The sequence below is a fragment of the Rhizobium sp. LjRoot254 genome (genome assembly GCF_964254105.1).
Classification (GTDB): domain Bacteria; phylum Pseudomonadota; class Alphaproteobacteria; order Rhizobiales; family Rhizobiaceae; genus Rhizobium_E.
Genome location: NZ_CAXUSM020000001.1, coordinates 3,897,298 through 3,920,935, shown reverse-complemented (window position 1 = coordinate 3,920,935; position 23,638 = coordinate 3,897,298). Strand labels below are relative to the sequence as shown.

Sequence of the window (23,638 nt, the reverse complement as noted above, 5' to 3'; positions counted from 1 at the left end):
TAAATGGAATTTGGTGGAGCTAAGCGGGATCGAACCGCTGACCTCTTGCATGCCATGCAAGCGCTCTCCCAGCTGAGCTATAGCCCCATCCGGCCCCGTTGGGGGAAGGTGGTATCACCAAGGCCGGTTCGGCCTCGGTGGCGGGTTCATACTTCTGCTTTCCGGGAATGGCAAGCAGGAAAATGGCGCAGGGTTGAGAAAAATTTCCCGCCGCGCGGCCTGAAATCAAACTTCTTCGTCGTCGCCCGGCACGCCGATCAGGCCGTCGATGTCGTCGTCGTCCTCGTCTTCGTCCTGCGCGAGGAAGGTGTCGTCGTCATCGTCGTCGATATCGACTTCGTCATCGCCGAGATCGGGAATCTCTTCGCCGCCGGCTGCCTCTTCGTCGGCATCCTCCAGCGAGACGATTTCGACTTCCGTGGTCTCGGTATCGACTTCGGCGACTTCCTCTTCCTCGGCGGCCTTTTCCATCACGGCTGCGATGGAGGTTTCCGCGAAGAAGGAAAGCGGATAGCTCTTGCCCGTATAGGGCGACACGACCGGATCCTTGTTCAGGTCGTAGAATTTCTTGCCCGTTTCCGGATCGATACGCTTGGTACCAAGTTCTGCCTTAGACACGTCAGGACCTCTTGATCGTCTGTGCCGCAATGGACGGCGGGCCGGAATACCGGCCTTAGTTGAAAAATGAGTGTTGAGCCCATTAGCGATGTTGCGGGCCAGTGTCAAAGCCTAAGTGGCCCACAATATTCAACATCCATGATGACCGGCAAAAAGCTTTGTGTTAACGAGCGCCCAGCAGGCGCGGGGAGGGCTGATCCCCGCACGTTATCAAGCATTCGAAGGGCCTATTCCATGTCGCATTCAGGGACGCCGGCACCGGCAACCGCAAGGAAATCCGAAAATCTCAGGGGGACCGTGCGTATCCCGGGCGACAAGTCGATCTCGCATCGCTCCTTCATGTTCGGCGGCCTGGCCGCGGGCGAGACCCGCATCACCGGCCTGCTCGAAGGCGAGGACGTGATCAATACCGGCAAGGCGATGAAGGCCATGGGCGCCAGGATCGACAAGCAGGGCGACACCTGGATCATCCACGGCACCGGCAACGGCGCGCTGCTGGCCCCCGAAGCGCCGCTCGATTTCGGCAATGCCGGCACCGGCTGCCGCCTGACCATGGGCCTGGTCGGCGTCTACGATTTCGATTCCATTTTCATCGGCGATGCCTCGCTCTCCTCGCGCCCCATGGGCCGGGTGCTGAACCCGTTGCGTGAGATGGGCGTGCAGGTCACCGCCATGGCCGGCGACAAGCTGCCGGCAACCCTGCATGGCCCGAAGATGCCGAACCCGATCACCTACCGCGTGCCGATGGCCTCGGCCCAGGTCAAGTCGGCCGTGCTGCTCGCCGGCCTCAATACGCCGGGCATCACCACCGTGATCGAGCCCGTCATGACCCGCGATCACACCGAAAAGATGCTGCAGGGTTTTGGCGCCGATCTCTCGGTCGAGACCGATAGCGAAGGCGTCCGCACCATCCGGCTCGAAGGCCGTGGAAAACTCACCGGCCAGGTGATCGATGTGCCGGGCGATCCGTCATCCACTGCGTTTCCGCTGGTCGCGGCTCTGCTTGTGCCGGGCTCCGACGTAACGATCATGAACGTGCTGATGAACCCCACCCGCACCGGCCTGATCCTGACGCTGCAGGAAATGGGTGCCGATATCGAGGTGATGAACGCGCGCAATGCCGGCGGCGAAGATGTCGCCGATCTCCGCGTCCGCCATTCCGAGCTCAAGGGTGTCTCTGTCCCGCCCGGACGCGCGCCGTCGATGATCGACGAATATCCGGTCCTCTCGGTGGCCGCCTCCTTCGCCGAGGGGACGACCATCATGACCGGCCTCGAAGAACTCCGCGTCAAGGAATCCGACCGTCTCGCCGCCGTTGCCCGTGGCCTTGAACTCAACGGCGTCGATTGCACCGAGGGCGAGACCTCGCTCACCGTGCGCGGCGTGCCCGGCGGCAAGGGCCTGGGCAACGCCAAGGGAGGGGCGGTGAAGACCCATCTCGACCACCGCATTGCGATGAGCTTCCTGGTCATGGGCCTGGCGTCGCAGCATCCGGTGACAGTCGATGACAGCCGCATGATCGTCACCAGCTTTCCGGAATTCATGGACCTGATGGCCGGCCTGGGCGCGAGGATCGAGAGCTGAGTCATCAAACGCGGAGCATGGGAGGGCTGACCGTGCTTCGCATCCTCCGGCATGGCTTCGCTGTCCTGTTGCTGACACTGCTTACCCAGATCGGCGGGCTGGCATGGCTGCTGGCGCTGGCGCTCCGCCGGTTTCTGCCGTGGTCGGGCCGCCTGGTCTTTCTGGCATTGTTTGTCTGCGTCTACGCAGCCGCGACGCTCGTCACGCATCAGGTCGCACCGCTGTTCGGGCGGATGCCGCTGCCGTGCTTTACCTCTGCAAGCCTCACGGTCCGCACCTCATTCTATTGCGCACTCAACCGCAACTACGTGACACCGGAACTGAAGGAAGCCGCCGAAGCCTTTGCCGACCATATGGCATCGTCTTTTCCCGGCACGACGACGCTGGCGCTCGATGCGAACTTTCCCTTCGTCAGCGGCTTCCCGCTCCTGCCGCATCTGTCGCATGACGACGGCCGGAAGCTCGATCTGGCGCTCTATTATCGCGATGATGGCGGCAATTTCCGCAATGGCGAGACGCGGTCGCCTCTGGGCTACTTTGCCTTCCAGCAGCTGCTGGCCAATTCGCCCCAGCCCTGTGCGGACCGCAGGCGCTTCCTGACGCTCCGCTGGGACTTGGCCTGGCTGCAGCCACTGTTTCCGGATTGGGATATCGAACCTGAGCGCATGAAGGAAGCCCTGCGCTGGCTGTCCAACGAGGGCCGCAACCACGGCATCGAGAAAGTCTTCCTCGAACCGCATATCCCCGCGCGGCTCGGCATTTCCAACGACACCATCCGCTTCCAGGGCTGCCGTGCCGCCCGCCACGACGACCATATCCACATTCAGCTACGCTGAAGGCTGACATGCCGCGATCTCTCAGCTAAAACCTCCTCGTCAAATCGAGGATATCCCATGCTGAAACTGTTCTTCACACCGGGCACCTGCGCGCTCGCTTCCCGAATCGCACTCGAAGATGCTGGCGCCGATTATGAAGTCGCCCGCGTCGATTTCTCCAAAAACGAGCAGCGTGGCCCCGATTACCTGAAGGTCAATCCGAAGGGCCGCGTGCCGGCACTGGTCACCGACCAGGGCACCCTCACCGAAACGCCGGCGATCCTCCTCTATATCGCCCAGACGTTTCCGGATGCGCGGCTGGCGCCGCTGGACGATCCCTTCGCGCTCGCCAGAATGCAGGGCTTCAATTCCTACATCTGCTCCTCGGTGCATGTGAACCATGCCCATGGCCGGCGCGGCGCGCGCTGGGCCAATGAGCAATCCTCCTTCGACGACATGAAGGCGAAGGTGCCCGAGACGATGGCCGCCTCGATGCAACTGATCGAAGATGAGTTCCTCGAGGGCCCCTGGATGATGGGCAATGCCTATAGCGTCGCCGACCCCTATCTCTACACGATCGAGCGCTGGCTCAAGGGCGACGGCGTCGAGATCGCCAACTATCCCAAGATCTCGACCCATTTCAACCGCATGTCCGAACGCGATACGGTCAAGCGCGCGACAGCGGATGAATATTGAGAGCACAGTATCAGGGATGCACACATGACAATGATCAATCTCCCGCAGGAAGGCAGCTGCCGTTGCGGCCGCGTACGCTTGCGCATCTCCAGGGCGCCGCTCCTGACCATGGCCTGCCATTGCACCGGCTGCCAGAAGATGAGCGCAAGCGCCTTCTCGCTCTCGGCTGCCATACCCACCGATGGCTTCGAGATCGTCGAGGGCGAGCCGGTGATCGGCGGCCTGCATGGCGCCTCCCGGCACTATTTCTGCGAATATTGCATGACCTGGATATTCACCCGGCCGGAAGGCGTGGATTTCTTCGTCAATGTCCGCTCCACCATGCTCGCCGAACCGGAGTCGTTTCCGCCCTATATGGAGACATTCACCAGCGAAAAGCTCCCCTGGGTCACCACATCGGCACGACATAGCTTCCCCACCTATCCCGCGATGGAAGAGTATGAGGGCCTGATGAAGGGTTATGCGGCGACGATTGCATAACGTTGCCTTTGCTGGTTCACCAGTAAATTTGGACAAGCGCGGAAATCATCTTTTAAGTATGCAACCCTATGCTGTGAAGAATGCGTAGGAATTCCCAATGACCAGCCAACGTCGATCGCTCTTCGCGCCGATCAACCTGCCCGATGGAAGGGTCGCGCAATATATTTGGTCGCGCCGCGCCTACGTGGTCATCAGCAAAGCTGAACATGACCGGCTGCTGAACGGGACATTTGTGGTCATAATCATGACTTTTCTCCTTCTCGTGCCGTGTTTCCTGCTGTGGTACTGGTACACGAGGAATATCATCGGGCTCGAGATTCCCGTTCTGGCAACGGCGGTCGCCGTCATTATCGCTGCGGTTGTCGAAAACAGACTGCTGGAAGAGAGCAAGGACGCACTTATGCGTGCCCCGCTCCATCACGGCGAGACGCCAAAACTGAACCTTTCGTCATTTAATGCCACCGTCATGGCTATGTTCGACGATCGCAGATTGGCAAGGATGATACTCGGTCTATTCGTAATCGCAGCACTCGCAGCTTTCCATCTCGTCGGAAGCCTTTTCGGCATCGACCCCGATCCCGTGAGGAAGGATATGATCGTCACTTCCGCAATCATGCTGCCAGTGTCGCTCGTCTTGCTAAGGGCACTTCGCCGCGAGCAAGCGCGACGCAAAACGCTTGCGCATGACAATCCCCACCCGTGACCGCAATGTTTTCTTAACGCTTTCCCACGGCTATTTTGCACGATCGGATAATTATCGACAATTTGAGCTACCCGTTTTGACATTGGTTAAGCCCTGCCACTTAGGGTTTAATCCATGACGAGGCCATTGTCGGCAGCTTTCTGCCGGTCGGGCTCGGGGCGGATATGGGCGCGAAGAAGCGAATGCGGGGGTTTAATGAAAAATCTACCTGATGCAGGGTTCCATTGGCGTGCGGACGCCGACGGCACAATTCTTTATCGCGCCAACGAAGATGCTCCGACCTACGTCATTTCCCGCAACGAACTGCAGCGCATCACCCATGCGGCGGAATATGTTGCGGCGGCGCTGTTCGCCAGCATCGTCTTCACCTTCGTCTGCAATGGCAATTGGTGGCTCGCCGGCTTCCGCACGCCGGAATTCGCGGCACTCATCACCTTCATCATGGTGATTCCGGCCGTCCTGATCGGAAATTACGCCATTGTCCGGCACCGTATCCTGTCGAAGGCGCGGGTCGCCGCCCATCAGATCGAGATCTATGCCCTGACGGAATCGCTCGCGCTCGCGACGCGCTATCTCATGCATCCCGTAGGGTCCCTGTGGCTGTGGCTGGTCAATGGAGCCCTGGTTCTGATCGGCTGCGAGATCGCCATCGTGACCATACGCTTCCTGCGCCGGCCGGTGATGGAATATGCGGGCAGCCATCAGCCCGGACCGCTGGACGGCATGTTCTATCTCGCCTTCGTCCTGTTGCTTATCTATCTGCTGACCGACGAACTGTTCCGCCGCAAGCGGGAGAAAGCGGGCGCGTAAACTTCCCGCGCCCAGCCTGAAAGCTCAGCCCTTGAAGGCCGCCTCGATCGCTGCGATGTCGATCTTCTTCATCTTCATCATGGCGTCCATCGCGCGGCCCGCGGCGGCCCGGTCGTCGCTGCTGGTCGCCCGGAGCAGAGCTTTTGGCGTGATCTGCCAGGAAACGCCCCACTTGTCCTTGAGCCACCCGCATTGGCTCTCCTCGCCGCCATCGGCAGTCAGCGCATTCCACAGGCGGTCGGTCTCCGCCTGGTCATCCGTCTGCACCATGATCGAGACGGCTTCCGACTGTTTGAAATGGGGTCCGGCAGAGAGGATCTGGTAGTTCATGCCAAAAAGCTCGAACTCGACGACCAGTGCGTCGCCACTGTCCCGCTGCTGGTCGCCCATCGGCGGCGAGACAGTGTTGGTGATGCGTGAATTGGGGATGAGCGAGACATAAAACTTCGCGGCCTCCTCGCCGCCCTTGTCGAACCACAGAACTGTCGAAACCTTGCTAACCATCGTTTCCTCCATTGGTCTTGATGATGCAGTTACCATACCGACTGGTAGGTATGGTGTCAATTGCTGCGCGTGAGAAAGATTTTTCATTCGTATTAATCGCCTGTTTCGAAACGTAAAAACTTGCCCTTCGTTCTCATGCACGCCCGAAAACCAGCTCCAACCTTGAAACGCTGCACATCACGTAACATATAAAGTTACATGAAAACCGACAGCAGACTTTCCGTCACCCTCCACGTGCTTCTCCACATGGCGGAGCGCGACAAGCCGATGACCTCGGCCGAACTCGCCGCCCATATGGGCACCAATCCGGTCGTCGTCCGCCGCACCATGGCGGGCCTCAGGGAACGGGGCTTCGTCCGCTCCGAAAAAGGCCATGGCGGCGGCTGGGAGATCGCCGCCGACCTCAGCCAGGTCACGCTCAAGGATGTCTACGATGCGCTCGGCGCGCCGACGCTTCTCGCCATCGGCATCAATCTCGAACACCCCGCCTGTCTCGTCGAGCAGGCCGTCAACCGGTCGCTGACCTCGGCTTTCCGCGATGCCGAGGCGCTGCTCGTCACGCGGCTTGCCGATGTCACCCTCGCCGAGCTCGCCGAGGATTTCCGTATTCATGCCCGGCAGCACCGGGCCGCACACGCTCATAAGGATGCCTGATATGTATGATGCCATCATCGTCGGCGGCAGCTATGCCGGCCAGTCCGCCGCCCTCCAGCTTGCCCGCGCCCGCCGCAACATCCTCGTCATCGACGAGGGCATCCGCCGCAATCGGTTCGCCGCCCATTCGCATGGCTTTCTGGGTCAGGACGGCCGTGACCCCGCCGCGATCGCCGCGGATGCGCGCAAGCAGCTTCTCGCGTATCCCAATGTCACATGGCTTGCCGAGCGCGCGGAAAGTGCCGAGCCGCTGGATGATGGCTTCGCCGTGGCGGACAGATCCGGCGCCCGACATGAAGCGCGCACGGTTGTCCTCGCGACAGGCATCAAGGACGGCCTGCCGGATATTCCGGGTCTCGCCGAGCGCTGGGGCAGGGCGGTTTTCCATTGCCCTTATTGCCACGGCTACGAGTTGAACCAGGGCCGCATCGGCGTGCTGGCCGTGTCCGAGATCTCGATGCATCACGCCCTGATGCTGCCCGACTGGGGCACGACCACCTTCTTCGTCAATGGCGCCTTTGAGCCGTCACACGACCAGTTGGCGCAGCTATCCGCCCGCGGTGTCACGGTCGAGCGCGGGAAAATCCGCGCGCTCGAAGGCGACCCGATCGATGTCGTGTTCGAAGACGGACGCAGCGTCGCGCTCGATGGCCTGTTCACCGCCACTGCGACAGAGGTGTCGAGCCCGATCGCAAGCCAACTCGGCTGCGATTTCGCCGATGGCCCCACCGGCCGCTACATCCAGACCGATGGAATGCAGGCCACGTCCGTCCCCGGCGTCTTCGCCTGCGGCGATGCCGCCCGCGCCGCCGGAAACGTCGCGCTCGCCGTGGGCGACGGCGCGATGGCCGGCGCGGCGACCCACCGCAAGCTCATGTTCGGGTAGGCCCGGGGAGCGAACCCCTTGCTCCCTCTTCTCCCCAGCGGGGAGAAGGTGGCGCGCAGCGCCGGATGAGGGGGTGCGCGAAGCGCCATGCATAGCAAGACCCCCTCATCGCCTCGCATGCGCTCGGCACTTCTCCCCGCTGGGGAGAAGAGGGAGCCTGCTGCATGCGCAGCATTCAAGACACCTCCAACCTCACCGGTAGCCCGTCGCATCGGCAGCCTTACCCGCCTCCTGCACCTCCACCATATACCGCCAGCAATCCGGCCGCGAACCATCGAGGTCGTTGAATTGATAGACCTTGGCAAGCTGGCCGCTTGAAACCGATTGCCCGTTCCAGCGCGCCCGGTCCGGATCGGAGGCCAGTGCCGCCACCGCCCGGCCGACGAAATGCGGGCTCTCGGAAATCACGAAATGGGGCTGGAATTTCGTCGCATCGCGCCAGTTCGCCTCGGTGACCTGAAACGCATCCAGCATCATTTCCGACCGCAGCCATCCCGGCGTGATCGAGACACTCGTTGCGCCATGCTTTTCGAGATCCTTGGCATGCGCCCAGGCCATCCGCGTCACCGATGTCTTGCAGAGATCGTAGAACGGCGACAGCCGGTAGTGCGTGGCATTGTATTCCGCCGTGCCGTCGGTGACCTCGACCAGCAGCCCGCCCGGCCTTTCGATCATCAGGGGCAGGGCGTGGTGTGCGGTGATCAGATGCGTGTCGATCGCCAGTCTGAGCATTCTCAAGCCCTTGTCGAGGTCGTGATCCCAGACCGGCTTGTCCCATTCGAACAGCTTTTCGCCGCCCCAGATGTCGTTGACCAATATGTCGAGCCGCCCTTGTTCGCCACGAATCCGTTCGACCAGCGCCTTCACCTCTGATGAAACCAGATGATCGACCTGCACCGCGATGCCGGTGCCGCCCGCCGCCGTCACCAGTTCGGCGGTCTCCTCGATCGTCTCCGGCCGCTCATATTCGGATTGCTGGCTGCGGGTCGTCCGGCCGGTCACATAGACTGTGGCGCCGGCGGCACCCAGTTCGACGGCAATGCCTCGCCCGGCACCACGGGTGGCGCCAGCGACAAGCGCGACTTTTCCATGAAGCGACATGCGATCCTCCTTGCCTTGGTTCTCGACTCTGCTAAAATCGAATATAACCGAACAATCGTTTATATTTAAAGAGGAAAAATGCCGCGGCAGAAAATCCTGGCCGACGGGCAAGTGTTGGAAAGCGCGCTCGGCGTCATTCGCGAGCACGGCCCGGATGGCCTGACCTTCGCCTCGCTCGCCAAGGCCTGCGGACTTTCGGGCGCCACGCTGGTGCAACGTTTCGGCTCCAAGCCCGCTTTGCTCAAGGCGGCGATGCGGCATGCCTGGGATCTGCTTGATGCCAGTACACAAGAGGCCATCGCGACCGCGCCGCAATCGGCCGAGGGCGTTATCCAAATGCTCCTCGCGCTGTCGCATGGTTACGGCGATATCGAGACCTATGCCGATGGCCTGCTGATGCTGCGCGAAGACCTCCGCGACCCTGAGCTTCGCGATCGCGGCAAGGCGTGGCAGGCGGTTCTCGCTCAGGCCATCGCCACCCGTTTGCCCGGCCATCCCAGCGAGATCGCAAGCCTCATTCTTGACCAATGGCAGGGCTCGCTCCTGTGGTGGAGCTTTGACCCGAGGGAGAAAGTGGAGCATTATGTCGAGCGGAGGCTGCGCGCCTTCCTGGCCCTCGTCACAGGCGCCTGAGCCGGTATCCGAGGAGGGAACGGCGGGGGCCCTGAAACGTTGGGGCTGTGAGATGAAGACCTCGTTTGCCTGTCGAAATCATGTCCGCGCGTTCGACCATAAGTGCCACAGGAGGATTTGACTATGGACACACGCACGCTTGCCCCCGCCATGGACCTGGCCATCAGGAATGGCGTCACCTTCCCCCACGAGAGCGACGAATACCGCAGCGCCCGCATTGCATTGCTGGCCGAAGAGATCGAACTGCGCCGCCATATCGAGCGCGTCGCCGAGATGCGCCGTGCGCTACCGCCAGGCGGCAGCGTCAAGAAGCACTACCAATTCATCGGAGAGAAAGGCCCCGCCAGCTTCGAGGACCTGTTCGGCGACAAGGACACTCTGGTCGTCTACACCTACATGTTCGGTCCCCAGCGGGAGCGGCCATGCCCGATGTGCACGTCACTACTCTCGGCCTGGGATGGAGAGGTACCCGACATCACACAGCGCGTCGCATTTGCGGTCACCGCGCGTTCGCCGATCGAGAAGCTCGTGACGTTCAAGAAGGAACGCGGCTGGCATTACCTGCCGCTCTATTCCGACACATCAGGCGAATTCAGCCATGATTACCATGCCATCACCCCGGATGGCGGCGACGATGCCGGCCTGCATGTCTTCACCCGCCGCGATGGCACGATCCGCCATTTCTGGAGTGGCGAGATGGGCGGCGTCACCGCCGATCCGGGACAAGACCCGCGCGGCGCGCCGGATTTGATGCCGCTCTGGACGATCATCGACTGCACGCCGGAGGGCCGCTCGCCGACGTGGTATCCGAAGCTGAACTATTAGAGTCTCAGATCACCAGGAAATGCGAGGCGTCGAGCGCCAACGTGTCCTCGAGGGTGGCAACCAGCAGGCTGCCGCCCTTCCTTGAGCCGTTCGCGTCGTAGAAGAGTTCGCCTGACGCGCTGTCATAGATCACCCGGTCCTTGCGGTCTTCGGCTTCGCCTGTCGTGTTGACCACAAAGGCGATGTCGGCGAGTACGCCATCCCGGCCCACGGTCTTGTACACCTTGTTGTTGAACCCGATCGTGTCGACGCCGATCTCGAAATCCGTGATGTTGTCGGCATTGGCTTCGGATGGCTTGGCGTCGAAGATGAAAAAATCCTCGCCGCCATTGCCGGTCAGGGTGTCTACGCCGCTATTGCCATAAAGCGCATTGGCGTAGTCGTTGCCGATGATCGTGTCGTCGCCCGTGCCGCCGACGGCCCCCTCGATGATGGTGCCGCGCGCGATCGCCAGATTGCCCTTGACGCCATTGATGTTGGAAAAGCTCTCTTCATGCAGGTCGATCGTCACAGCCTTCTTCGACCAGCTGAAATCCAGCACATCGGTGCCTGATGTATCGACGATCGTCCGCGCCGTGATCCCCTTGTACCGGCCGTCCAGGGAGGACGCCGCCTTGAAGTCCGTTTCATCCGAATAGACGTTGTCGCCCGCACGGATATCGACGATGCCGTAGAGTTCGCGGATCGCCAGGATATCGGACATCATCAGCGTGATCGGCAGCGCCTTGTCCGCATCGACATCAGGGTTCTCAGTCTGGTCGAAATACGACATCACGCTCGCTTGCCAGGAGTCGTTGTCGGCGTGCACATCAGGATCATAGGTGGCGGAGCCGTTATAGTTGCCGGCGTGGCCGAGGCCCATCGCATGGCCGATCTCGTGGATATAGGTCAGCATGGAATAGTCGTATTTGCCCGATCCGAAGTTTTCGATCCATTTCTGGGACACGGTGACTTCGGACCTGACGATCGTCGAGCCGTCGACCTCGGAGTCCGAGAAGGCGGCAGCGGTGTCGAAATAGTTGTCCGTGAAGTCGATGTCGGCGTCGTTCTTGACCTCCTGGAACTTGATGCCGGTCGCATCGGTCCAGGCCTGGAATGCCTTGCGGGCGAGCACTTGCGCGGCCTTGTCCAGCGTCGCGATATCGACGGTTATCGTGCCGCCGGCCACGATGTCGAAGCTGCGGCGCGCTTCGTCGTTGTCTTCCCAGTATCCGTCCGTGAGATACGCCGCCAGCGTGTCGAGGTCCGCGTCATAGTCCGGAACCGGGTTCTCGCCTGCCGCCGCGCCATCCAGAAAATCCGGGGTGCGATCGACCTTGACCGGCTTGGCCTTGGCGGCCGCGCCCGCCATGGTCTCGGCAACATCCGGCACGGAAACGAACTCAGGCGCCGCCGCCATCGATGGCGCTGCAAAGTCGGAATTGATGCTGAAGAAAAAGTCGTCGCGTTCGCGACCGGCGGAGGCCTTGGAGATGCTCATGATCCAGATTCCGATGGTGTCGTTTGCCTGCCTGGGCGCCATCGCTGCGCTGGGTTCCGCTCGGGCTCCTGTTTAACCGGAATGATCCCGAGGTCAATAGTGGACTTGTATTGTCATGTTTAGTCGGTGGATGGACGCGCCCGCTCAGCGGCCGCGCACGCTCTCGACCGCGCGTTCCAGGTCAGCCTGGGAGAAGGGCTTCGAGAGCTTGGGAAATCCCGTCTCCATATCGGGCGGCAGTTGGGCATAACCTGTCGCCAGAATGACTGGAAGATTCGCATCGCGGGCGCGAATCTCGGCGATCAGCTGGGCGCCCGTCATCTGCGGCATCGCATGGTCGGTGATCACGATGTCGAAATGGGTGTTGGACATCAGTTCCAACGCCACCTTTCCCGATTGGGCCGGCGTGACCCGGTAACCGAGGTCCTCCAGCATATCCACCGTATTCATCAGCACGAGCGCGTCGTCGTCGACGGCGAGGATCGCGAGTGGGTGGGCGCGGCCATTGATAGGCTGCTCGACAGCTTGGTTTTGTGCAGCGGGCGCGGCTTCCAGCGAGTGCGATATCTTGGCCGGCAGCCATATCTCCGCGGTCGTTCCAACTCCCGGCTTGCTCTTGAGCCGCAGCGTGCCGCCGGATTGCTTGGCCAGCCCATGGATCGTCGAAAGCGCGAGCCCGGTTCCCTTGCCGACACCCTTGGTGGTGAAAAAGGGCTCCATCGCGCGCTTCAGCACCGCCTCGCTCATGCCGGCGCCCGTATCGGTCACGGCAAGGCGCACGTAATGGCCCGGTTCGAGCGAGCCGTCGGACATGGCAACCACCGCCTCCTCGGCTTCTATGGTGATCGCGCCTTCGCCGTCCATCGCATCGCGCGCATTGATGGCGAGGTTCAGCAGTGCCGATTCCAGCTGGTTGGCATCCGTCTCCACATCGGGCAGCCGGTCGGAAAACCGTGTCTCGATGCTCACCATCGGACCTAGCGAGCGGGCGAGCAGTTCCGCCATGCCGCCGACCAGTTGCCTGATGTCGATGCGTTCGTTCTTGAGCTCCTGCCGCCGCGCGAATGCCATCATGCGTTGCACCAGCGAGCCGCCGCGCCTGGCGCCTTCCAGCGCGTTGTCGACGAAATGATAGAGCGAGGGATCATCGGGCATCCGCTTGCGCAAGAGTTCCAGGCTGCCGGAAATCGCCATCAGCAGGTTGTTGAAGTCATGCGCCACGCCGCCCGTCAGGTTGCCAATGGCCTCCATTTTCTGGGATTGCAGCAGCGCGTGCTCGGCCTCGACCCTTGCCGTGATATCGACCGCTGCCGGGACCAGCGCCACAACCTCGCCGGCGGCGTTCTTCACCGGCCGCATGGAAAAGTCGAAGCTGCGGACCCCGACCGGGAGCGTCAGCGTCATTGCGACATTTTCGATCTTTCCGGAGGCGGCGCTTTTTACCGCCATCTCAACCGCTTCCGGCATGTCGGCCGTTACGGTGAACCATGGCGTTTCCCAGAATGGCTTGCCGATGACGTCGGCCAGCGTCGATTGGATCCCTTCTAGCGCCGTCAGGTTCACAAAGCGTACCCGACCCTCGACATCCAGCAGGTATTGATAGAGATGCGTGGTCTCCAGGATCGCGCGGATGCTTTCCTGGCTCTGGACCAGTGCTGCGGTTCGCTCCGCCACCATCCGTTCGAGGTCCATCCGGAAGCGCCGCTCGCTCTCGCGCGCATTCGCCTCGGCTCGAACCCGTTCGATATGCGCCCAGGAACGCTCAGTTACTTCGGTCAGCAATGCCAGTTCGTCGTCCGACCAGTGATGCGGCACCTTGTCGTGTATGGCCATGAGTGCCGTCAGCCGGCCGTCCTTCACCAGTGGCAGGCAGATCGTGGCGGCGATCCCGATATCCTGAAACGTCTTGGCCTCATCTGGCGCCAGTTCCGCTCGGTTGTCGTGAATGATCAAAGGCTTGCCGGCATGCAGCCTCTCCATCGCCAGCACGCCGAAATCGTGCAGCATATAGTGCCCGGCGATGGTGGGAGAGCCCGGCGCCGACCAGTCGCCGCGTATAGTGAAGCCGTCCTGGTCCGCGTCCATGTCGGCATAGGCGCAGATGGCAAGGTTGAGATGCTCGCCGACCATCCGTGTGGTGATCGTCAGAATGACGTCTGCATCGGTGTTGACCGCCGTCTGCTGTCCAAGGGCATCGAGAAAACGGTAGCGATCTTCGGCACGGCGATACCGGGCCTCGCTTTCACGGAGGGCAGCTTCCTGCGCCTGAAATCGTCTGGCGATATCGAGTTCTTCACCCGTCGTCTCGGCCGTCACGCGGGTCCCCCCTTCGAGTTAACAGGCCCTAACGCGTGAACAGGCAATTGGTTGCCTGCGCCCCTGAATATTAAGGGGGTGGAGCCTCCGGAAGGCGTCGAATGCTCAGATGATGAGGAAATCCTGGTAGTCGAGCGCGAGAAAGGTATCGAGCGTGGCAATCCGCACAGAGCCGCCTTGCTGACTGCCGTTGGAATCATAGAAAAGATTGCCGGAGTCCGTGTCATAGATCAGCCGGTCCTCGGCATCTTCGGCCACACCCGAGAGGTTGGCGACAAAAGCGTCGGACGACAATGCCCCGTCGACAAGTATCTTGGTGAACACCTTGTTGTTGAACACGATCGAATCGACGTTGATGGCGAAATCCACGATCGTATCGACATTCTTGCTGCTCGCCTTGGTGTCGAACACGAAGAAATCCTCGCCGCCGCCGCCCGTCACCTTGTCCTTGCCGGCATTGCCGAACAGCGCATTGGCCGCTTCGTTGCCGATGATCCTGTCGGCGCTCCGACCGCCGATCGCGATCTCGATCTCCGTGCCACGCGAAATTCCGAGATTGCCCCTGACGCCATCGATGGTCGAGAAAGTCTCCGCGTTCATATTGATCGTCTGCTTCCTGGCTGACCAGGAAAAGTCGAGCGTATCGGTGCCACCGGTATCGACGATCGTGCGGGTCGAGTAGAATTTCTCGAAATCGCCGCGGTAGGAATAGACATTGTCTCCGGCCCTGATCGCCGTTGAGCCGTAGAGGTCGCGTATGGCGATGATGTCGGCCACTTGGGGGGTCATCACAAGGGCGAAGTGCGCGTCGACATCCGTATTGTCGACCTGAGTGAAGTAGGACATGATGCTGGCTTGCCAGGAGTCATTGGCGAAATGCTTGTTCGGGTTATACTTGGCCGAACCGTTGTAGTTGCCGGCATGGCCGAGTCCCAGCGCGTGGCCGATCTCGTGGATATAGGTCTGCATCGAATAGGTGTGCCTGCCGTGCCCGTAATGGTCGATCCACTTCGTGGCGACATTGACGAAGGACGAGTCGATCGTACCATCGCCGAAGCCTTTCGAGTTCGAGTAGGCAAACTTTCCCTTGTCGTCGAAGTCGATGTCGGCATTCTTGCTGACGACCTTGAAATGCAGCCCGCTCACATCGGTCCAGGCGTCGAGCGCGGCTTTGGCCAGTGTCTTGCCGGCATTGGTGAGCGCCCCGATATCGACCTTCAGCGTGCCGCCGGCGGCGACGTCGAAGCTCCGGCGAGGCTCGTTGTTGAATTGCCAGAACCCGTCGGTCAACTGTCCGGCCAGCGTCGTCAGTGCAGGATCGGTGAATGGCGCATTGCCACTGCCGGACGCACCTGCCAGGAAATCGGCGCTGCGATCGACCTTGACCGCCGGCGCTGCATGCGCATCGTCCTGGGCGCCGCGCGCCGGGCTGATGAAATCCGCCCTGTCCGAGACCGGAAGGTCTATGGATATTTGTTCGACCATGTGGCCCGCGTCGCTGGAGAAGAAGTCCTCGTCTTCGCGTCCCAGAACGTACCTGCTCTGCTTGCTCATGCTTCCCTCGCTCCTCGTCCTTGTGGCAACCGCCTGGTGACGGCCCGCGTCCGCACATCGTGCCGCCCCTTGCCAAATTCACTATATGCTTCGTCCGGCCGTGGAAACGGGTACCGTCACAGGTTGTGGATTGCTGTGGCGCTCCCGCAACGCCTTTAGAGACGGGGACGGAATGCCCCTCTTGCGGTTGACGGGCGAGCCGTGCTTAATCTTCGTCGCGCCACTCAAGTTTTTCAGGGGTGCTGCATATTGGGGGGTACATGAAGGGCATATTGAGATTCGTCGCTGTCGCGGCGTTGGCTGCCGCCGTCTGGGCTGGGGCATTGGTTTCCGTCCAGGCGAAGGAACCACCGGAGAAAGTGCTGCGCAACTGGTATCGGCTGGTGCTGGAACTGGTGCGCCACACGCCGACTTTCTCGCCGCCTGTCGCCAGTCGCGCCTTCGCCTATTTCGGTGTCACCGGCTATGAGGTCACCGCCTCGTCCCCCAATAGCACGCTCCAGACGCTCGCCGGCCAGCTCAATGGCCTGACGACTGTGCCGGCCCGCGAAGCCGGACAGACCTATGATGAAGGCGTGGTTCTGAACGCAGCCATCGCGGTCGCCGCCAAGAGCTTTTTCTCCCATACCGGTCCCACCGGCCAGCGCGCGCTTGCCGCCATGACCAAGAAGATGGCTGCGGATGTCGCCGGTGAGGTGCCGGACGACGTCGCCGCCCGGTCAGCCGATTACGGTCGCAAGGTTGCCGAGCACATTCTCGCATGGTCGGCGACCGATGGTGGCGCCGAGATCGAGAATATGGGTTTTCCGCGTGAATATGCTCTGATCGCCAAGCCCGGCCACTGGGTGCCCACCAGCCCGATCCAGCAGCAGCAGGTGCCGCTCCTGCCGCAATGGGGAAAAGTGCGCACCTTCGCTATGCCCGATGGCTCGACCTGCAGCCTGCCGTCGCCGCCGGACTATTCGGAGGACAAGAATTCCGAATTCTACAAACAGGCCGACGAGGTCTACCAGGCCGTCGCCAACCTCAACGGGGAGCAGCGCGCCATTGCCCGCTTCTGGTCCGACGACCCGATGCTCTCGCCGACGCCGCCGGGTCACTGGATTTCGATTGTCTGGCAGGTCGCGGCACAGGAGAAGGCTGATGTCTCGCGCACGTCGGAGGCCTTGGCGCTCCTCGGCGTTACCGTGGCCGACGCCTTCATTGGCTGCTGGGACGCCAAGTTCGAGTTCGACCTCATCCGCCCGATCAGCTACATCCAGAAACAGATCGATCCGAAATGGCAGGCGCTTCTGATCACGCCGCCCTTCCCGGAATATCCGTCGGGCCATTCCACCCAGTCGGCGGCGGCCGCCGAGGTTCTTACCCATGTCTTCGGCGACAATTACGCCTTCTCCGATGCCACCCACGAGGCCGATGGCCTGAAGCCGCGCAACTTCAAGAGCTTCCGCGCTGCCGCCGAGGAAGCCGGCATTTCCCGCCTCTATGGCGGCATCCACTTCCGCGCGGCCATCGAACGCGGGCTCGAACAGGGCCGCTGCATCGGCGCCTATGCCGTCAAGCTCAAGACGAGGAAATGATCATGCGTAACACCATCCTCACTTTCGCGCTGATCAGCCTTTCCGCGTCGGCGCTCGCCGCCGAAAACGTCGTGCCGATCCCGCAATTCGCCGACGAAACCAAGTCGGCGGGCATCGATTCCGTCTATGCCGGCGACTGGCAGTACATGGTCGGCGGCGGCGCTGCCGCCTTCGATTGCAACGACGACGGCTTTGCCGACCTTTATCTCGCCGGCGGCGAGAAGAAGGCGAAATTCTATCTCAACCAATCGACCAGGGGCGGCGCGCTGAAATTCGCCGAGCAGGCATCCGGCCTCGAACTCGACGCCGTCACCGGCGCCTATCCGCTCGATGTTGATTCCGACGGCAAGACCGATCTCGTCGTGCTCCGCGTCGGCGGGAATGTGATCATGCGCGGCAAGGGCACGTGCCAGTTCGAACGCGCCAACGAGGCGTGGAACTTTACCGGCGGCGATCTCTGGAACACCGCCTTCGCCGCGACATGGGAGAAGGGCAATACCTGGCCGACGCTCGCCATCGGCACCTATGTGAACCGCCTCGAGGAAATGTATCCCTGGGGTTCCTGTACCGAAAACTGGCTGCTGCGCCCCGAAGCCGATGCCAGGAAATTCGCCAGGCCGGTCGTGCTGAAACCCTCCTTCTGCCCGCTGTCGATGATGTTCACCGACTGGAACCGTTCCGGCACGCCGTCGCTGCGTGTCTCCAACGATCGCGAATACTACAAGGGCGGCCAGGAGCAGATGTGGAAGATCGAGCCGGGCAAGGACCCCGCGCTCTACACCCAGGCCGAAGGCTGGCGCTATCTCCGCATCTGGGGCATGGGCATCGCGAGCTACGACCTGAACGCCGACACCTATCCGGATTATTTCCTGACCTCGATGGCCGACAACAAATTGCAGATGCTGGCGGAAGTTCCCAAGGACGGCAAGCCGAAGCCCTCCTATGCCGATGTCGCCTTCAAGAAGGGCGTCACCGCGCACCGCCCCTATACCGGCGGCGACTGGCATCCGTCGACCGCCTGGCACACCGATTTCCAGGACGTCAACAATGACGGTCTGGTCGATCTCTTCGTCGCCAAGGGCAATGTCGCCGAGATGGAGGACTTTGCGCGCAAGGACCCCAACAACCTGCTCGTCCAGCAGCCGGGCGGCAAGTTCGTCGAAATGGGCGACAAGGCGGGCATCGCCTCGATGAATGTCGCGCGCGGCGCAGCACTCGCCGATTTCAACATGGACGGCCTAATCGACCTCGCCGTGGTCAACCGCTGGGTCAATGCCGAGCTCTACCGCAACACAACCGCCGACGCCGGCACCTTTGTCGCCTTCAAGCCCGTCTCCGACGGCGCCAACCGCGACGCCATCGGCGCCTGGATCGAGGTGAAATGCGGCACTGAGGTCATGCGCCGCGAAATCACCTCCGGCGGCGGCCATGCTTCGGGCACGCTCACCTGGCAGCATTTCGGCATCGGCACGGAAAAGACCGCCGAAGTGCGGCTGATCTGGCCTGACGGCACCGAGGGGGATTGGCAGACGGTCGATGCAGGGAAATTCTATGTCATCGACAAGGCCAAGGGCGTCAGCGAGTGGGCGGCCAGGTAGCCGCCCCGTCGTCCAAGACAGAGAAATTCCTTTCCCTGCCGGAACAATCCTGCCATTCCCGCGTTTCCTTCTGGTTGTGCAAATCGCCAGGGGGAATCATGATGTTTCTCGACGACCAGGACATGACGGCTGTGAACGGCGGCATCGCCACCAGCGAGCGCAGCATCGCGACCCAGGAGAAGATCGTCGCCGAATTGCGGCGCCTGGGCGAACCGACGCATCTGGCGGAGAAATTCCTCACCCGCCTGCGCGACACGCTGGAAATGCGCCGGCATTATCGCGACAAGCTGATGGCGTCCAAGGTGGAGACCGTGCAACCGGGCCTCTAGAGCGTTTCATTGTTAAATGGAAGCAGTTCTGCCGGAGCAGGTTTTCGTCAGGACCAAGGCGGCGGGCGAGCGTCGTACCCATAGGTACGGCCGAGGCCGGCGCCGCAGGTCATGGCGGAAAGATGCCCGGCCCTTCGGGTTGGCTGAAACGGGCCGGCTGATCGACCGGCCGGCTTGGCCGTATGCTTTGACTACGACACGCGCCGGCCGGTCGACCATCCGACTCCGTTTGAGCCAACAGAACTGATTCCATTTAACAATGAAGCGCTCTAGCGCCGCTCTGCCAGATCTGCCTCGAAATGATCGAGGATAAGCTGCACATTCCGGCGGTGCGACTTGAAATACATATCGAACACATCGCCGAGCAGCGGCACGAAGCCGACCAGCGTGTCGAGCCCGATATTGGCGATCATCCGGCTCATCTTCTCCGCCGGCACACCGAGCCTGCGGGCTTCGTTGACGATAGCCAGCCCCACCAGCGCGCCGGCGAAATCGCCCGCTCCCGGAACAAGACCCAACAGCGAATCCGCACCGAAGCGGATATTCGTGCCCGGTATCGCGATCGCCGTATCCAGCACCATGGCAACGGTCTGCAAGCGCCGCAGGCGCCGCATTCGCTCGGCATCGGAAAGCGGCGATCCGCCGAGATCGCCGCCATAGGCCTTGTCTGATGGATATGCCATCAATCGAGCAGATCGGCCGGCACCTTGCCGCCATTCTCGGAAAGCCGCTGCAGCAGGGTCTTGTGCAGATACATGTTCATCTTCGCGGAATCGCCCATGTCGCCCTGGTAATTGAGCTCCTTGGCCAGTTCCTTGCGCTCCTGCAGGCTCGCATCCATGCCGAGCGCCTTCATCAGATCGACGATCGAATGCCGCCAGTCGAGCTTTTCTCCGCGGTCGCGCATGGCCCGGTCGAGTTGCTCGGCAACGTCCACCTCGGTCGGCCGCGTCGCCGGATTCTGCGCCATCTCGATCGGCGCCGGCTTGCTCACCGGCTGCACGCCGGCGGCGGCGACATCAGCCATCACGGGGTTGTCGGCCTGCGTCGCCACGTCGGGTGCGATGCCCGTCGTGGAGGCCGTTGTCCCGAGATAGGAATCCTCGGGTGTACCGGTTGCCACCGCCGCTGCCTCGTCCTCGCCCCAGATGGCGCTCTTGATCTTGTCGAAAATACCCATGGAAATCCCTCCTGTTGATGGTCATGGGAGAACGCGCTGGCGGGCGCTGCGTTCCATATGAGCAGACACTAAAATAATAAGCCGGCTAAGCACCTTCTTTCATTTGCTTTTCCGGCTAAAAGCAGCCGCGTCCGCTATTGCGCTTTACCCGATCGCTGATATGCATAAAACAAAGTATCCGATGGTCAGGCATGCACGGGTGGGAAATGCCGGAGCGGTCCTTTTCTGCCGAGCGAGCCGCAGTGATTTTCATCATTGCGCTATTCGCTATTCTGGCGAGTGTTCTCGCCTTGTCGCTCTATCAGTCCTACCAGGCCGCCATTTTACGCATCAATGAACGCGTGATGACATCGTCGCAGATAGTGGCGACCAACGCCGGCTGGATCGATGCCCTAGCCTGGCAGGCCCTGCGCCGCATCGACGACCGCCTGGGGCCCGAGGTCAGGACCGGCAGCACCTCTGGCGTCGAGGATATCAAGGATGCCGTCTATGGCCTGCCGGGCCAGGTCCAGGCCTATGTCGTCAATGCCGATGGCCTGACGCTTTACTCGACCGACCCGCAGCTCAAGCCGATCGATATCAGGGATCGCGAATATTTCTCGGCGCTCGCCAAGGGCGCGTCCGAATATATCTCGCCGATGCTGGTGAGCCGCCTCAACGGCGAACAGATCTTCGTCTACAGCCGCCGGCTGCAACGCGGCAACAAGTTCGCCGGTGCCGTCATGGTATCGTTTTCCGCCGATATGCTCAGCTCCATCTGGCAACTGGTCGATCTCGGCCCCGGCTCGACCATCGGCATCATGCGCGCGGATGGCAAGGTCGTGGCGCGGTACCCCAAGCCCCCGGGTCCGATCGATCTCGGCAACTACATCCTGTTCACCGACTATCTGAAAAAGAACGACCACGGCGTCTACGAAGCCGTCAGTCCCGCCGATGGCGCGCGACGGATCGTCGGCTACCGGCGCGTTCCCGGCACCGATCTCGTCGTCCAGGCTTCGGCCGGCTATGAGGAGAACATGCGCGAATTCTGGCGCAATCTCTATTTCACCGTCTCGTTTGCCGCCGCCACCGCGATCGGGGTTGCCGTCGGCGCCGCATGGATCGCCTCGCTGCTCAATCGCGACGCCGTGCGCAATCGCGAACTCGAGCGCGCGGCTCAACAGAACCAGATGCTGATGCGCGAAATCCACCACCGGGTGAAGAACAATCTCCAGATCATACAGTCGCTGATCCGGCTGCAGCCTCTGCCGGATGCGGTGAAAAACAGCCTGTTCGACCGGCTTTCGGCGATGTCCTCGGTTCACGAGCATATTTATCGCTACGACCGTTTCTCCGAAATATCCGCCGACACGCTGATCCCGAGCGTCATCGATCCGCTCGTCCGCGCCTACAGGCCGGATGTGAAGGTGGACTACGATCTCGACAACTGCCCCGTCAGCAATGACCAGGCCACGTCGCTTGCGCTGCTGGTCGGGGAAGTGACGACGAATGCACTGAAATATGCGTTCACCGATGGCGCGCCCGGCAAGCTCGATGTGCGGCTGAAGACGCTCGACGCCGGTCGCGCCCGGCTGGAAATCCAGGACAATGGCCCGGGATTTACGCCCAATGCCGACACATCCGGCATGGGTACCAGGCTGATCACGGCCAGCGTCCAGCAATTGAGCGGCCAGTACCACTACGAGATCGACAACGGCACGAGGTTCCAGGCCGAGCTGCGCCTGATCTGATTGCCGGAAGATTGTCCTGAATACGCGCAACCGGCAAATTTCCGCATTCAATGCGGGAACCAAAGCCGTCCTGCCTCCGTTCACTCCGCAATGACGGCAGCATGAAGGAGCCAGCCATGGACGAACCAGATTCCGGAGCGGAGGCCGCTCGCCGTGCCCTGGCCGTCGAAAATACGCTGCATCAGTTGATCAACCGGCTGGCCGAACTGGGTCTCGTCAGTGTCGATGATGCGATGTGGATGCTCGACCACTTGTCGAAAACCAGCGACTTATCCGCCGCCCGCGTCTCGCCTTCCATGACCCATCTCAAGCGGCTCAAGGCGCTGCGAGGCGGCGACGCCAGCATGGCACCCGGCGCCGATCGCCTCGGCTGACACCCGTCATCTCGACGCGATTGACTCTTGGACGCGATTGACTCCGGCCCAGACCCATGATGCCGGCCGAGGCGATCACCCTGTTCTCTCGACAATTCTCTTGCCCTCACAAAGATTCAGGAGCACGCTTGATTTCGGCTTTCCGACCCCATTCTGGTGTGCGCCATGCCCTCAGGTGCCCGATCTTCCTCCCTGGTTTTGATCCTGGTGGTCTTTTCGTCGACGGCCCAGGCTCATGTCGATAAGACGACCGGGCAGGATTATCGCGATTTCACACGCAATGACGGTCTGGGTTCCTGCTGCAGCTGGCACGATTGCCGCCCGGCTCACGCACCCGTCACCGAACCCGATGGCGACATGATCGTCGACTTCGCCAACAACAAATACCGCTTCGATCCCTCCAAGCTGGTCAAACGCCCCTCCGACGACGGCAACTGGCATGTTTGCGGCGATTCGCAGAGATTGAAGTGTATTATCGCGCCGGTGCAGTCGCGTAGAGATGGGGATGGGCCTGATGGAATTTCGGTCAAGGCGGAAGAGTTGTTGGTAGCCATGAAGATCACCCCTCACCAACTTCGGCCAACCGATCGGCTCCGCCTCTCGCGGCCTGCGTATCCTCTCCCACAAGGGGAGAGGTAAACCCGCAGCGGCACTTTGCGACAAATATTCGGTGCGATGAGACAGGTGAGGGTGCCACGACTCTACCTCTCCCCTTGTGGGAGAGGATACGCAGGCCGCATGACCAAAGGTCGAATGCTTGGCCGTAGTTGGTGAGGGGTAAATCTCGCGCTCAAAATTCACTTTCTTCTGAATAAAATCAATCCTTTATCAAAAACATAAGAAAAAATTCCTCACCCCTCATCCCCGCCCTCAAAACCTGTGAGAGAATCATTCCCGTTCTGCCCTCGGCTACCCCGCATGGCGATGCGGGCGAGGCAGGACCGGTGCCTGGCGCGAGGGGACGACGTACATCCTTGCATCAGGCGTCCGCGAGAAGGGGTCTCCCCCGGGTACGGCTGAAAGGTCTGTACGCGTGGCGTGCGTTGTACCGCACACAAGCCCGTCCCCCTGGAAATTTCAGGTCCGGGATCAGGACGGGTGCAGACGACCGAGTTCGCGGATGAAAATACACCGAACGGGGCACGGCAACGTGTCTTACCGGCTGTCGCAAGGCAGCCAACTAAACTC

Annotated in this window: 24 protein-coding genes and 1 tRNA gene; 16 read left to right on the top strand and 9 right to left on the bottom strand. The window is 61.4% G+C overall.

The features are described 5' to 3' along the window. Positions 1-11: 11 nt before the first annotated feature. Both ACSQ26_RS19310 and ACSQ26_RS19305 read right to left on the bottom strand, forming a co-directional pair. Positions 12-87 (bottom strand) — tRNA-Ala (locus ACSQ26_RS19310). Between the two features lie 138 nt (positions 88-225). Further along, positions 226-618 carry a TIGR02300 family protein gene (locus ACSQ26_RS19305; protein WP_436011689.1) on the bottom strand — a complete coding sequence of 131 codons (393 nt, stop codon included), beginning with the start codon at positions 616-618 and terminating at the stop codon, positions 226-228. 234 nt (positions 619-852) lie between these two features. Between ACSQ26_RS19305 and aroA the strand changes: the two genes are divergently transcribed. The 6 genes from aroA to ACSQ26_RS19275 all read left to right on the top strand — a co-directional run bounded on the left by aroA (position 853) and on the right by ACSQ26_RS19275 (position 5,706). Further along, entirely contained in the window at positions 853-2,202 is a 1,350-nt protein-coding gene (gene aroA, locus ACSQ26_RS19300) for a 3-phosphoshikimate 1-carboxyvinyltransferase (protein WP_436011687.1), read from the top strand. A gap of 32 nt (positions 2,203-2,234) precedes the next feature. Continuing rightward, positions 2,235-3,038, top strand: a complete 804-nt coding sequence (locus ACSQ26_RS19295) for a hypothetical protein (RefSeq protein ID WP_436011685.1) — start codon at positions 2,235-2,237, stop codon at positions 3,036-3,038. Positions 3,039-3,095: 57 nt separating this feature from the next. Beyond that, a complete protein-coding gene (locus ACSQ26_RS19290) occupies positions 3,096-3,713 on the top strand; it encodes a glutathione S-transferase family protein (RefSeq protein ID WP_436011683.1) in 618 nt (205 codons plus the stop codon). A 24-nt stretch (positions 3,714-3,737) separates the two neighbouring features. After that, complete coding sequence (locus tag ACSQ26_RS19285) at positions 3,738-4,193, top strand: GFA family protein (RefSeq protein ID WP_436011681.1); 456 nt, start codon at positions 3,738-3,740, stop codon at positions 4,191-4,193. A 97-nt stretch (positions 4,194-4,290) separates the two neighbouring features. Continuing rightward, a complete protein-coding gene (locus ACSQ26_RS19280; protein WP_436011679.1) occupies positions 4,291-4,896 on the top strand; it encodes a hypothetical protein in 606 nt (201 codons plus the stop codon). Positions 4,897-5,091: 195 nt separating this feature from the next. Then, positions 5,092-5,706 (top strand): hypothetical protein, encoded by a 615-nt coding sequence (locus ACSQ26_RS19275; protein WP_436011677.1) that lies wholly within the window; start codon positions 5,092-5,094, stop codon positions 5,704-5,706. A 24-nt stretch (positions 5,707-5,730) separates the two neighbouring features. Here ACSQ26_RS19275 and ACSQ26_RS19270 read toward each other — a convergent pair whose 3' ends face one another. Next, on the bottom strand, positions 5,731-6,210 hold the full coding sequence (locus tag ACSQ26_RS19270; protein ID WP_436011675.1) for a VOC family protein: 480 nt from the start codon (positions 6,208-6,210) through the stop codon (positions 5,731-5,733). Between the two features lie 198 nt (positions 6,211-6,408). Here ACSQ26_RS19270 and ACSQ26_RS19265 point away from each other — a divergent pair, with 198 nt between their 5' ends. Together ACSQ26_RS19265 and ACSQ26_RS19260 are read left to right on the top strand one after the other, a co-directional pair. Next, positions 6,409-6,864 (top strand): Rrf2 family transcriptional regulator, encoded by a 456-nt coding sequence (locus ACSQ26_RS19265; protein WP_436011673.1) that lies wholly within the window; start codon positions 6,409-6,411, stop codon positions 6,862-6,864. 1 nt (position 6,865) lies between these two features. Next, positions 6,866-7,750 carry an NAD(P)/FAD-dependent oxidoreductase gene (locus ACSQ26_RS19260; RefSeq protein ID WP_436011671.1) on the top strand — a complete coding sequence of 295 codons (885 nt, stop codon included), beginning with the start codon at positions 6,866-6,868 and terminating at the stop codon, positions 7,748-7,750. Positions 7,751-7,942: 192 nt separating this feature from the next. Here ACSQ26_RS19260 and ACSQ26_RS19255 read toward each other — a convergent pair whose 3' ends face one another. Beyond that, positions 7,943-8,851: an SDR family oxidoreductase gene (locus ACSQ26_RS19255; protein WP_436011669.1), complete on the bottom strand. Its 909-nt coding sequence runs from the start codon at positions 8,849-8,851 to the stop codon at positions 7,943-7,945. Between the two features lie 78 nt (positions 8,852-8,929). Here ACSQ26_RS19255 and ACSQ26_RS19250 point away from each other — a divergent pair, with 78 nt between their 5' ends. Both ACSQ26_RS19250 and ACSQ26_RS19245 read left to right on the top strand, forming a co-directional pair. Beyond that, the gene (locus ACSQ26_RS19250; RefSeq protein ID WP_436011667.1) at positions 8,930-9,484 is read left to right on the top strand and encodes a TetR/AcrR family transcriptional regulator; all 555 of its coding nucleotides are present in this window, start codon (positions 8,930-8,932) and stop codon (positions 9,482-9,484) included. A 123-nt stretch (positions 9,485-9,607) separates the two neighbouring features. Continuing rightward, positions 9,608-10,309 (top strand): DUF899 family protein, encoded by a 702-nt coding sequence (locus ACSQ26_RS19245; protein ID WP_436011665.1) that lies wholly within the window; start codon positions 9,608-9,610, stop codon positions 10,307-10,309. 4 nt (positions 10,310-10,313) lie between these two features. On the opposite strand, the gene ACSQ26_RS19240 is transcribed toward ACSQ26_RS19245, so the two are convergent. From ACSQ26_RS19240 to ACSQ26_RS19230, 3 genes are all read right to left on the bottom strand, one after another. Next, the gene (locus ACSQ26_RS19240; RefSeq protein WP_436011663.1) at positions 10,314-11,789 is read right to left on the bottom strand and encodes a M10 family metallopeptidase; all 1,476 of its coding nucleotides are present in this window, start codon (positions 11,787-11,789) and stop codon (positions 10,314-10,316) included. Positions 11,790-11,933: 144 nt separating this feature from the next. After that, complete coding sequence (locus tag ACSQ26_RS19235) at positions 11,934-14,105, bottom strand: response regulator (RefSeq protein ID WP_436011661.1); 2,172 nt, start codon at positions 14,103-14,105, stop codon at positions 11,934-11,936. Positions 14,106-14,210: 105 nt separating this feature from the next. Beyond that, positions 14,211-15,659: a M10 family metallopeptidase gene (locus ACSQ26_RS19230; RefSeq protein WP_436011659.1), complete on the bottom strand. Its 1,449-nt coding sequence runs from the start codon at positions 15,657-15,659 to the stop codon at positions 14,211-14,213. A 260-nt stretch (positions 15,660-15,919) separates the two neighbouring features. Here ACSQ26_RS19230 and ACSQ26_RS19225 point away from each other — a divergent pair, with 260 nt between their 5' ends. The 3 genes from ACSQ26_RS19225 to ACSQ26_RS19215 all read left to right on the top strand — a co-directional run bounded on the left by ACSQ26_RS19225 (position 15,920) and on the right by ACSQ26_RS19215 (position 19,166). Continuing rightward, positions 15,920-17,239, top strand: a complete 1,320-nt coding sequence (locus ACSQ26_RS19225) for a vanadium-dependent haloperoxidase (protein WP_436011657.1) — start codon at positions 15,920-15,922, stop codon at positions 17,237-17,239. 2 nt (positions 17,240-17,241) lie between these two features. Then, complete coding sequence (locus ACSQ26_RS19220) at positions 17,242-18,837, top strand: CRTAC1 family protein (protein WP_436011655.1); 1,596 nt, start codon at positions 17,242-17,244, stop codon at positions 18,835-18,837. A 98-nt stretch (positions 18,838-18,935) separates the two neighbouring features. Next, positions 18,936-19,166, top strand: a complete 231-nt coding sequence (locus ACSQ26_RS19215) for a hypothetical protein (RefSeq protein ID WP_436011653.1) — start codon at positions 18,936-18,938, stop codon at positions 19,164-19,166. Between the two features lie 269 nt (positions 19,167-19,435). Here the strand turns inward: ACSQ26_RS19215 and ACSQ26_RS19210 are convergent, their stop codons facing one another. Both ACSQ26_RS19210 and ACSQ26_RS19205 read right to left on the bottom strand, forming a co-directional pair. After that, complete coding sequence (locus tag ACSQ26_RS19210; protein ID WP_436015354.1) at positions 19,436-19,780, bottom strand: DUF4112 domain-containing protein; 345 nt, start codon at positions 19,778-19,780, stop codon at positions 19,436-19,438. A gap of 68 nt (positions 19,781-19,848) precedes the next feature. Beyond that, on the bottom strand, positions 19,849-20,346 hold the full coding sequence (locus tag ACSQ26_RS19205; protein WP_436011651.1) for a DUF3597 domain-containing protein: 498 nt from the start codon (positions 20,344-20,346) through the stop codon (positions 19,849-19,851). 242 nt (positions 20,347-20,588) lie between these two features. Between ACSQ26_RS19205 and ACSQ26_RS19200 the strand changes: the two genes are divergently transcribed. The 3 genes from ACSQ26_RS19200 to ACSQ26_RS19190 all read left to right on the top strand — a co-directional run bounded on the left by ACSQ26_RS19200 (position 20,589) and on the right by ACSQ26_RS19190 (position 23,089). Next, entirely contained in the window at positions 20,589-22,076 is a 1,488-nt protein-coding gene (locus ACSQ26_RS19200) for a sensor histidine kinase (RefSeq protein ID WP_436011649.1), read from the top strand. 116 nt (positions 22,077-22,192) lie between these two features. Next, positions 22,193-22,450 carry a hypothetical protein gene (locus ACSQ26_RS19195; RefSeq protein WP_436011647.1) on the top strand — a complete coding sequence of 86 codons (258 nt, stop codon included), beginning with the start codon at positions 22,193-22,195 and terminating at the stop codon, positions 22,448-22,450. A 165-nt stretch (positions 22,451-22,615) separates the two neighbouring features. Beyond that, a complete protein-coding gene (locus ACSQ26_RS19190) occupies positions 22,616-23,089 on the top strand; it encodes a hypothetical protein (protein ID WP_436011645.1) in 474 nt (157 codons plus the stop codon). The last annotated feature ends 549 nt before the right edge of the window (positions 23,090-23,638 follow it).

What these genes read in the sequence shown, in the direction of transcription:
- aroA (WP_436011687.1), top strand. Translation starts at nt 853, where the DNA reads ATGTCGCATTCAGGGACGCCGGCACCGGCAACCGCAAGGAAATCCGAA.
- ACSQ26_RS19290 (WP_436011683.1), top strand. Translation starts at nt 3,096, where the DNA reads ATGCTGAAACTGTTCTTCACACCGGGCACCTGCGCGCTCGCTTCCCGA.
- ACSQ26_RS19285 (WP_436011681.1), top strand. Translation starts at nt 3,738, where the DNA reads ATGACAATGATCAATCTCCCGCAGGAAGGCAGCTGCCGTTGCGGCCGC.
- ACSQ26_RS19280 (WP_436011679.1), top strand. Translation starts at nt 4,291, where the DNA reads ATGACCAGCCAACGTCGATCGCTCTTCGCGCCGATCAACCTGCCCGAT.
- ACSQ26_RS19275 (WP_436011677.1), top strand. Translation starts at nt 5,092, where the DNA reads ATGAAAAATCTACCTGATGCAGGGTTCCATTGGCGTGCGGACGCCGAC.
- ACSQ26_RS19270 (WP_436011675.1), bottom strand. Translation starts at nt 6,210, where the DNA reads ATGGTTAGCAAGGTTTCGACAGTTCTGTGGTTCGACAAGGGCGGCGAG.
- ACSQ26_RS19265 (WP_436011673.1), top strand. Translation starts at nt 6,409, where the DNA reads ATGAAAACCGACAGCAGACTTTCCGTCACCCTCCACGTGCTTCTCCAC.
- ACSQ26_RS19260 (WP_436011671.1), top strand. Translation starts at nt 6,866, where the DNA reads ATGTATGATGCCATCATCGTCGGCGGCAGCTATGCCGGCCAGTCCGCC.
- ACSQ26_RS19255 (WP_436011669.1), bottom strand. Translation starts at nt 8,851, where the DNA reads ATGTCGCTTCATGGAAAAGTCGCGCTTGTCGCTGGCGCCACCCGTGGT.
- ACSQ26_RS19250 (WP_436011667.1), top strand. Translation starts at nt 8,930, where the DNA reads ATGCCGCGGCAGAAAATCCTGGCCGACGGGCAAGTGTTGGAAAGCGCG.
- ACSQ26_RS19245 (WP_436011665.1), top strand. Translation starts at nt 9,608, where the DNA reads ATGGACACACGCACGCTTGCCCCCGCCATGGACCTGGCCATCAGGAAT.
- ACSQ26_RS19240 (WP_436011663.1), bottom strand. Translation starts at nt 11,789, where the DNA reads ATGAGCATCTCCAAGGCCTCCGCCGGTCGCGAACGCGACGACTTTTTC.
- ACSQ26_RS19230 (WP_436011659.1), bottom strand. Translation starts at nt 15,659, where the DNA reads ATGAGCAAGCAGAGCAGGTACGTTCTGGGACGCGAAGACGAGGACTTC.
- ACSQ26_RS19225 (WP_436011657.1), top strand. Translation starts at nt 15,920, where the DNA reads ATGAAGGGCATATTGAGATTCGTCGCTGTCGCGGCGTTGGCTGCCGCC.
- ACSQ26_RS19220 (WP_436011655.1), top strand. Translation starts at nt 17,242, where the DNA reads ATGCGTAACACCATCCTCACTTTCGCGCTGATCAGCCTTTCCGCGTCG.
- ACSQ26_RS19215 (WP_436011653.1), top strand. Translation starts at nt 18,936, where the DNA reads ATGATGTTTCTCGACGACCAGGACATGACGGCTGTGAACGGCGGCATC.
- ACSQ26_RS19210 (WP_436015354.1), bottom strand. Translation starts at nt 19,780, where the DNA reads ATGCGGCGCCTGCGGCGCTTGCAGACCGTTGCCATGGTGCTGGATACG.
- ACSQ26_RS19205 (WP_436011651.1), bottom strand. Translation starts at nt 20,346, where the DNA reads ATGGGTATTTTCGACAAGATCAAGAGCGCCATCTGGGGCGAGGACGAG.
- ACSQ26_RS19195 (WP_436011647.1), top strand. Translation starts at nt 22,193, where the DNA reads ATGGACGAACCAGATTCCGGAGCGGAGGCCGCTCGCCGTGCCCTGGCC.
- ACSQ26_RS19190 (WP_436011645.1), top strand. Translation starts at nt 22,616, where the DNA reads ATGCCCTCAGGTGCCCGATCTTCCTCCCTGGTTTTGATCCTGGTGGTC.